The sequence below is a fragment of the Gemmatimonas sp. genome, from assembly GCF_046594945.1.
GTDB lineage: Bacteria > Gemmatimonadota > Gemmatimonadetes > Gemmatimonadales > Gemmatimonadaceae > Gemmatimonas.
Map to the genome: position 1 here is coordinate 1 of NZ_JBKJRB010000025.1, position 8,754 is coordinate 8,754.

General features: G+C 63.7%; 5 protein-coding genes. All 5 read right to left on the reverse strand.

Annotated features, from left to right (window positions below; all coding sequences use genetic code 11):
• Positions 1–1,461 precede the first annotated feature (1,461 nt).
• Positions 1,462–1,713: a DUF4926 domain-containing protein gene (locus ACLL97_RS03265; RefSeq protein WP_411279046.1), complete on the reverse strand. Its 252-nt coding sequence runs from the start codon at positions 1,711–1,713 to the stop codon at positions 1,462–1,464.
• Positions 1,710–2,228 carry a DUF6883 domain-containing protein gene (locus ACLL97_RS03270; RefSeq protein WP_411279050.1) on the reverse strand — a complete coding sequence of 173 codons (519 nt, stop codon included), beginning with the start codon at positions 2,226–2,228 and terminating at the stop codon, positions 1,710–1,712. The genes ACLL97_RS03265 and ACLL97_RS03270 overlap by 4 nt, the downstream gene beginning before the upstream one ends.
• A 40-nt stretch (positions 2,229–2,268) precedes the next feature.
• Entirely contained in the window at positions 2,269–2,610 is a 342-nt protein-coding gene (locus ACLL97_RS03275) for an ATP-binding cassette domain-containing protein (protein ID WP_411279047.1), read from the reverse strand.
• Positions 2,611–2,918: 308 nt separating this feature from the next.
• The gene (locus ACLL97_RS03280; RefSeq protein ID WP_411279048.1) at positions 2,919–7,799 is read right to left on the reverse strand and encodes a diguanylate cyclase; all 4,881 of its coding nucleotides are present in this window, start codon (positions 7,797–7,799) and stop codon (positions 2,919–2,921) included.
• Positions 7,800–8,024: 225 nt separating this feature from the next.
• Positions 8,025–8,585 (reverse strand): hypothetical protein, encoded by a 561-nt coding sequence (locus ACLL97_RS03285; protein ID WP_411279049.1) that lies wholly within the window; start codon positions 8,583–8,585, stop codon positions 8,025–8,027.
• Positions 8,586–8,754: the final 169 nt, after the last annotated feature.

Sequence of the window (8,754 nt, forward strand, 5' to 3'; positions counted from 1 at the left end):
TCGCGGTCGTCGCGTGAACCAGCTGGCGGTCCGAGCGCACCGAGGCAACCGCCAGCTGGTTCGCGCGAAGCTCGCGAAGAGACGCGAACAACAGCAACATGATGGATCAGGGCATCGTGTCGGCGAACGGGGGCGCGCCGAACCACCACTCCTGCTGTGGCGGTTCTTCGCGGGCCTTCGCGGTCGTCGCGAGCGTCGCGCGAACGGCGGTGCTTTCGGTTGCCTCGGTGCGCTCGGACCGCCAGCTGGTTCACGCCAATCTCGCGACGACCGCGACGAGACGCGAAGAACCGCGAAGCAAAATGATGGAGATGGGCTCGTGTCGGTACCAGGCGCCACGACCTCGTTCCCCGCGGGCATCCGCAACTGACGCCGTTTCCATGCCAACACGTTGCGATGCTACGGCATACACTCCAGACCTATTTGTTGCATGGATCAGTCAGTGCATTCACCCGCACCTTGTCGAGGCAGGAAGCGCTCCGGCAGACCCAAGAAATGCGCAATCCGAACAGCATTGGGAGTTGACCCGATTTCGTGGACACCCGACTCGCCCCAATAGTGGGGCCGCGGTGACAGGCGGTTGGCTCCAGTGGCACCGCCGTCGCCCTCGGGTGCGCACGTGAGCATGCCAACGATCATGCAGGCGAGGAGGGCCTGCGACGCTCGATATGGTCGCCCCACTGCCGGCCAGTGACTCACGAACGACGCTTGCCTTCGAAGTGACTCGTCGTCAAGTCGCGCTTGCGCTCAGCGTTCTGCGGCGTCGGCTTTCAACAAGTGGCGGCAGCGCGCGTTCGCCAGTGGATGAGCCTATCGAATTGTCGTGAGAGCAACTTCGATGCCTCAAGGGACGGATCTCCGAGCAATCGGCGAATGCAGCGGGATGAAGCGCCCACGTGCGTCCACTTGAAGTCAACCTCGGTAGGCACTCTGCATGCACGATCATCGGGCCACCACATGTTGGCCGATCCAAATATGCAATCCTCGAGGTCGAAGGTGCGCAGCGCGTCGTCAATCTGGCCTTCGAAGAGGTGAAGCACGCGTTGAGGAACAGCGAAGGTCGGCGCTGAACGCTGGCGCGGGCGCCGGTCGCCCCACCCTTCCCATATTGCGAACCAGCATACCGCCGGCGACTGCGTGTGCAACGTCAGCGCGCGGACCAGCTGTTCGGCACTATCGAGCGATAGCGATCCCTCTGGCGACTGCTGATCCCACAGCAGTTCACCTGCCCGGCCGATGCTCGCCGGATCACCCGACACGTCAAGGAGGAGCAGCTCCTCGTCCACCGGGCGCCCATTTGCCGCAGCGATGCCTCGCCAACGGACTGGAGCGTCTGTAGGGTGTGCTTTCTGTTGAAAGCACGGGTGGAGTATTCGCGCGTACGATTCGAATCCCTCGGGAACGAAGGATCCGACGTGCAGCGCGAAGCGGTGAAGCTGGCGCGGTATCCATCCCGCCGCATCAACGGACGTTGCAGGTCACATCAAGTGTTGGGTGACTGGCGCTGGCTTCTGCAAGCAGATCGTCATCACGCACGGCGCGCACATCACTTCCGCGGAGCATCAGGAGCGCCTGCGTGGGACCCAAGGCCGTGACGAACTCGACTTCCACGGCTTCTGTTGGATACAGCTGCGCGATGGCGCCGGCGTAGAGGCCAACGTCAGGTCGATTATGCGTCGGCACGACGACATCGAGTTCTCGACAGGCAGTCATCGCAGGTTCCCTGCGTGCGCGGTGACGAACCGAGGTCGCGTCTCGCCGGTTAGAAAAATCCAGACCGTAACCACGAGCGCCGTCTCGCCGGACGGACCGTGAACAGTACCACAGACCGCATTCTTCTGTCCGAACACTGACGCGGCGGCGGCGCGCGCGTGAATTCGAAGGATTCGAAAACGTGCGCCTTCGAGCGCCCCACGGGATGCTCGCGCGATAGCAAGTCGTCCCACCCCTTCCGATCCTGCCAACGAACCGCTTCGACTGTGCGGCAGCCCGCGAACGTGAGGAACGCCGCCACAGCCGCCGCTGGAACCGCCGGCAACCATGCGAAGAAGCCTGCCAGCACTACGGCAACCGAAGTCTTCCATCGCGCGCGGCACGCTGGCGAACTCGCGCGTCGTACCGGCAGTGCACCAGGTGACACGATCAACGACTAGTAGCAACAACGGGAGCTCGTGGCCCGTGAACACCACGGCTCTACCGGCCCGCGCAAAAGCGCGCAATGCCACCATAATTTGCTCGGCGTCGAACGGCGCGATGCCGCGCAGTGGTTCATCGAGAATAGGCACGCGCGGCGCGATGGAAGCGCTCACCGATCCACAACAGCTGCGTCTCAACCGCAACGCGCGGATGCAACAGGTCTCGGTCGAGGAGGACGAAAGCACCACGAGTGGCGAGCCACGGCAGCGACACCGCGAGCCTGCCCTCTCCATCAACGTGCAGCACGCCGGAATCAGGAGCGAGACTGCCGGTCATGATGCGCAGCAGCGTGGACTTCCCTGGTCCGTTACGTCCACGCAGCCCGATCACCACGCCGGGAATCGCGCGTACCGAGCCGGATTTCAGCACCGGACGCTCGCCGTAGCGCTTCACCACACAGTCGGCCTCGAGCACCGGTGGGCCGACGCTGGTCGATCGTCACCCGCAGCACCGTCAATCCAACGAGGCCGAGGCCGATCCAGAGTCCGGTAAGATCCGCCGTTGACTTCGCGGCGAACCACAACGGAAACGTGGCCGCGATCCGCCCGGCGATGTACACCAATGCGGCCTCTCGCAACGGCAAACGGATGAACGGATCGGGGCGTATTCAGCGTGATACCGATCACAGCCGACAGCGTTCCCGGGTACCGGGTATACAGGCGTCAGGGGAGCTTCACCTCAATCGACTTCCACTAATCCTGCTCGAAGCGCCACACGCTGGTCTACGCGGCAATAATCTCCGATGCGCCCGTGGTGGCAGCATCATCGACGAATGCGGCGGCGGCGAGTTGCGCCACCAGTGGCGCGTATCCAAGCGCCCGCGCCTGTACCGCATGCTTGCGCACCATCTCCCGCCAGTCGTCCCCTAAATCCGGCAGTCCACCTACGCACTGAGCGGCCAGCCATACCGCGGCGTATTGATCGTGTTGCTCGGCGGCCCGTAGCCCAGCGAACAGACGTTGTCTCGCCGATCGACGATCACCACGTCCAGTCAGCACGCGCACGTGCAGCGCTTCCAGCAGCTCACGCCCTTGAAACCAGTGCGACTCCCTCCCGGCCAGGAGCGACACCGATTCATTCAGCCGAGCCACCGCCGAGGCAAAGTGTCCGAGCACCAGGTCGGCCAGCCCCATGCCGCACAGCGCACCCACATGCACGTCGAGTTGGCCGAGTTGCTGTGCCAGCGACACCGTCGCGGCATACAGTTCGGTAGCACCCGCCGCGTCGCCGCGCTCACGCGCGAGGTGCGCGACATTGTAGAGCGCTGACAGGCGAAGGGGCTCGTTGTTGACCGACGCGTAGATTCGAAGCGCTTCATCCAGTCGGTGACGTGCCTCGGCAAAGCGTCCTGTCTTCGACAGCAACACGCCCAGATTCATGGACGCAAGCGCCGTCAGATCGGCTGCCTTGATCTCGCGCCCAAGGTCCAGCGCGGTGGCGTACGAGAGCTCGGCCGCATGATGATTTCCCGCCCGATCGCAGGCGACGCCAATGTTGATGTGACATCGGAGCTGACCCCGGCGATCTTCAAGATGTCGGAAGATATCGAGCGCCTGGCGATAGTACGTTACAGCATCAGCGGGAGTTGCGACCAACAGCGTTGAGCCAAGACGCATGATCGCATCGGCATTCAGCGACGGATCGTCCGTCAGCGACGCCTCCGCAATCGCTTCCCGGGCGACTCGCTCTGCTACGACACTATCACCCAGTCTGGCCTGCACCTGCGAGATCATGAGCAACAGCGCAACCGTTTCCTGACGGTCTCCCGCACGACGCGCGTCGGTGAGCAGCGCTTCACTGTCGGTCAACACATCGGAGGCCGGTGCCCCCCGCAACAGGCGCAGACGTTCCCGCATCCGTTTTACACCACTGGTCAGCGCGAGCTCGCCAACGCCTGCCGCATACGTTGACAGCAGCAGCGCGCAACGTTGCTCTGCCTCACCGTATCGCCCGACCATTTCATCGAGAGTCGCCAACCGCCATTGCGCGTTCGCGTGTTCCGCGAGGGCGCGTGCATGCCTGCTGGCCATCTCGAAGCACGAGGACGCTGCGTCGTAGGCATACACCTTCATGGCGCGCTCGCCGGCAATCAACGCATACCGATGGGCGTCATCGCGATTCCCGCCACGATCAAAATGGGCCGCGATGAGCGCGGGATCGGCGTGTGGCTGTCTTTCCAGGACACGCGCCACCCGTTCGTGCACCCGACGCAAGCGCAATGGATTTCCGCTCCGACGGAGCACGTCGGCAAGTAGACCGTGCGTAAACTCGAATGCGGCCGGACCATCGTTCTCACGTGCCGCGAGCACGCCGGCGCGAACACCCTCGTCCAGCGCATCGAAAACCACGTCTTCTCCAAGCGGGGACGCGCCGATCAACAAGTCTGCGTCAAACTGCGAGCCGAATACCGCCGCGGCCGTGAGTATTTCACGTGTTGGCTCGGACAGGCGGCCCAGTCGACGGGACAGCAGGTCGCGCACGGCCGTTGGCAACGTCGTCTCCGGCGACGGGAAATACCGCCACTGGCCATCTTCGTGCCGCACCACGCCGTCCTCCGACATCATGCGAAGCGTCTGGAGGGCAAACAGCGGATTGCCTTCCGTGTGCGCCACCATGTACTCGATCAACGCCGACTCGGGCGCCTGTCCGCTCAGCGCCACCCGGAGCCAATGCTCGATCTCAACCTGTGACAATCGGCCAAGTTCCATCTCGCTGAAACATTCGTGGCGCGACATGCTCCTGCAGCGGTGCTTGCCATCTTCGGTAAGATCTTCGTTCCGTACGGTCAGTGCCAGCAACAGTCGCTGACCACTGAGTCGAGGCACCATCAAATCCAAGACGTCCCACGTTTCGCCATCGGCCCACTGCATGTCGTCGAGAATGATGACCAGCGGCCGCGCCTGCGTGGCCGCGGTGATGTATTCCTCGATCTCCTGGAACAGTGGAAACCGAGCGCTCGTCGAACCAGCCACTGTGTCCGCAGTCGCCGACCCCGCGCCGAGTGCCGGCACAAGCCGACCCAGTTCACGCCATTCCCGGTGCGGCACCAATCCCATGTGATGGATGGCCTTGATGACCTCAACCCATGGGCCGTATGGCGGGCGCACATTGGAGTCCAGACAGCGGCCGACGATCAGCGAGCCAGCCCGGACGCCCATTTCCGGTGTGAGCTGCCTGAGCAACGTCGACTTGCCGACACCAGCCTCGCCAACGACGGAGAGAACTTGTGGCGTTCCCCGTGCCGCGAGGTCCAGCAGCCGCGTGATCCGTTGACGTTCGCTGGCACGGCCGATAAACGTGTCCAACAGAAGCGTCGCGTCACGCAGTGCGCCCGCGCCGCTGGCGGAGCCCACAGCGTTACGTCCACGACGCTTCGCGCTGTACAGCGCGCCGTCGGCGGCCGCGAACAGCGCGTCCAACGTTTCGCCCTGCGCCGGCGCCGTGGCCGCACCAATAGAAAGCGTTACGCGAACAGGCTCTGCCGCGCCGTCGCGGCGCGCGCACTGCGCGCGCGCCACGTGGTCACGAAGACGTTCCGCAATTTCCATGGCCTGTTCCAACCCCGTGCCCGGGAGCAGCACCACGAACTCGTCGCCGGCGTATCGTGCGATGAAGTCGCTGGGGCGCGTTTGAGCGCGCACGACGTCAGCGACGGCCCGGAGCACGTCATCGCCCTGCAGATGTCCGAACGTGTCGTTCACGAGTTTGAAATGATCGACATCGATCACCAGCAGCGAGACCGGACGCCCCGTCGTCTGTCGCGCTTCAAGCACGCGTTCAGTCGTCATGCGGATGGCCCGACGAAGCGGCATCTGCGTCAGGTCATCCAGCTCCCAGATTGGCGCACTGGTGTTGTCCGACGCTGTCTGATGCGGCGGTGCAGCGGCCGCAGGGGCACTGTCGTCGACGAGCTGGCGCGTCTCACGTTGGACCCAGGAACCGGAGATACGCTCGAACGCGGCAAATGCCAGCGGATCAAACATGGTGCCGATGTCGCGATGCATTATCTCCACGGCTTGCGCGTGTGTCATCGCCATCTTGTAGCTGCGAACGGATGTCAACGCATCATAGACGTCGGCAATACATAGGATTCGCGCAACCAGCGGAATGTCCTCACCGGCCAATCTGTCAGGATACCCCTTGCCGTCCCAACGCTCATGATGGGAGCGCACGATGGGCATAACATCCCACGGAAAGTCGATACCCGACAGCATTTCCACACCGGCCGTGGTGTGGCTGCGCATGAGTGTCCATTCCTCGTCGGTGAGCTTCCCGGGCTTGTTGAGGACCTCCTCGGGAATCACCAGCTTCCCCACATCGTGCAGCAAGGCGCCGATCCGAAACCAGAAGAGATCTTGGTCGGCAAAACCCATGTCGGCCGCAATTGTGCACGCCAAATCGGATACGCGCACGCAGTGACCTTGCGTATAGCGGTCCTTGGCTTCAATCGATTCACCCCAACGCCGGGCCACCTGAAGGAACTCGTCCTCCAGGCGTCCCGTCCGCTTCCCGATATCTGCCAGATCGCGACGCGCCCTGAGCTGTGTAAACAGGCGATGCGAGCGATTGAGATGCTGGAGCACCAGACTGTTCCGGCCCTGACGGCGAGCCAGTTCACCCGACTCCCGTGCGACTTCGGCCGCCAGCAAAACGTCGCCGCGGGCAGCGGCAATTTCCTCGGCTCGACCGAATTGCGCCTCGGCCTCTGCCGGATCGCCAGTCTCCCTGGCAATGACGCCCAGCAGCTTGCTCGCCCGGCCTACCGCGGTCGCATCGCCGGTGCGGGTCGAGAGGTCCAACGCATGTCGCACGGACTGCTGCGCCTTGGCGAAGTCCTGTCGTGTGACCCACATCTCGGCCAGATTCACGTCCAGCTGCATGCGCGCGGAGAGGTCGCCGATGGCATCGCTGATCTGCACCGCTTCATTGAACGAGCGCTCGGCATCTCCCCATCGTTCCATCTGCGTGTGCAGAAGACCGAGGTTGTTAAGCGCCACACTCACGTCCTTGGCCAGCCCGAGCGCGCGATATTCCCCGAGACTCGCTTCGTAGTGGCGCTGCGCTTCGTCGGTGTCGCCACGCACGTTGGCGATGACGCCAAGGTTTTGCGCCGTCATGGCGGCCAGCTTTGCGTCGCCGGCACGGAGGGCGTAAGACCGTGCCACGAGATAGAGCCGTTCGGCCTCGTCAATTTCGCCGAGTTGCCAGCGAATAACGGCTTCCACGTTGAGGGCGCTCCCGGCGGCCGCTTCGTCGCCCCATTGCTCCGCCACCGCGACGGCGGCGGCGAGACAATCCAGCGCGGCGTCCATCTGGACGTCACCCAGATACGTGCGCGCGATCCAGCGCAGAATCGTCGACGCGCGCGCTCCGTCGGTCGAGTCCCGAATGCGGTAGAGCGCCCGCTCGAAACAACGACGCGCCTCGGTCCGATTGCCGACCTTTTCCGCCGCCTGGCCCTCAGCGATCAGCTGTTCGACCGTGTGTACCACGTCGCTTTCGGGCGACGACACCAACGCCAGTCCGGCGCGTTTCACCGGCACACCACCGCTGCGGCTCACCGTGACTCCATGCACGCCGAAACCCGCATGCAGTGGCGGCATGCGTTCCCCGTAGAGTCTGGCGATGCACTCCGAAACCGTAACGCGTGGTTCGGAAATCGGTGCGCGACGAGTGAGATGGTCATGATATCGTAGTTGCCAGACGATCAGACCATGTTCGAGCAACACCCGCCGGCACTCCACTTGCCGCAGTCGGGGGAAGCCGTCGCGGCCGGTGCGACGAGTGGTGCTTCTGGGAGGTTGCGCTGAACGTGCGCGCCCGTAGTGTCAGTCGGCGGTCACCGTATAACCGCTGAAGTACTTGACGCGCCGGTACAGGTAGCCGTTCACTCTGTCGGAGTTGGTGGTCACGCGTGGGTCGGTGACGGCCTCATTCGTACCGGACACGCGGAACAGCGGGTTCGACGAGGCCGCCTTGTCGCTCACCCAGATCGTGTTGACCGTGCCGGGGGCGAAGCGCAAGTCGGGCGAAAAGTGCAGTTGTGGCCGACCGGCCGCATTGATCCAGCTTTTGACGGTGACCGTGATGGTGGTGGCAATCGTCACGCACGGTTTGTCCCATTCAGTCGGCCCGTACGTGGACACCGCAGGATTGCAGACCGAGTAGGCCGCGATCTGCACCTTGTGGCCACCACTGATGGGATAGGTGGTCGACTTCGTTGGCCCGACCTTGATGATCGTGATTGCCGTGTCGTTCGCGGAGGCCGCGAGGCGCGGGCCAAACGCTGGCGCAGCCGCCGGGGCGGTGGAGATCTCGCTGCAGGCGGCCGTGGCCAGCAGCAGCGTGGCGAGTGGAAGGACGGCGAGACGGCGGAAGATATTGATCATGACAGGAAATCCGATCTGTGTGAGAAGTGAACGCGGGAGCAATGGCCGAGCTCCGAGCGCCGAGCGCCTCAATCCATCGACACCATGTAGCCGGAGAAATGCCTCACTACGAAGTACAGCCGATGGTCGATGATCTTGGCGGTCAGCTGCTCATTGAGCAGCACCACGC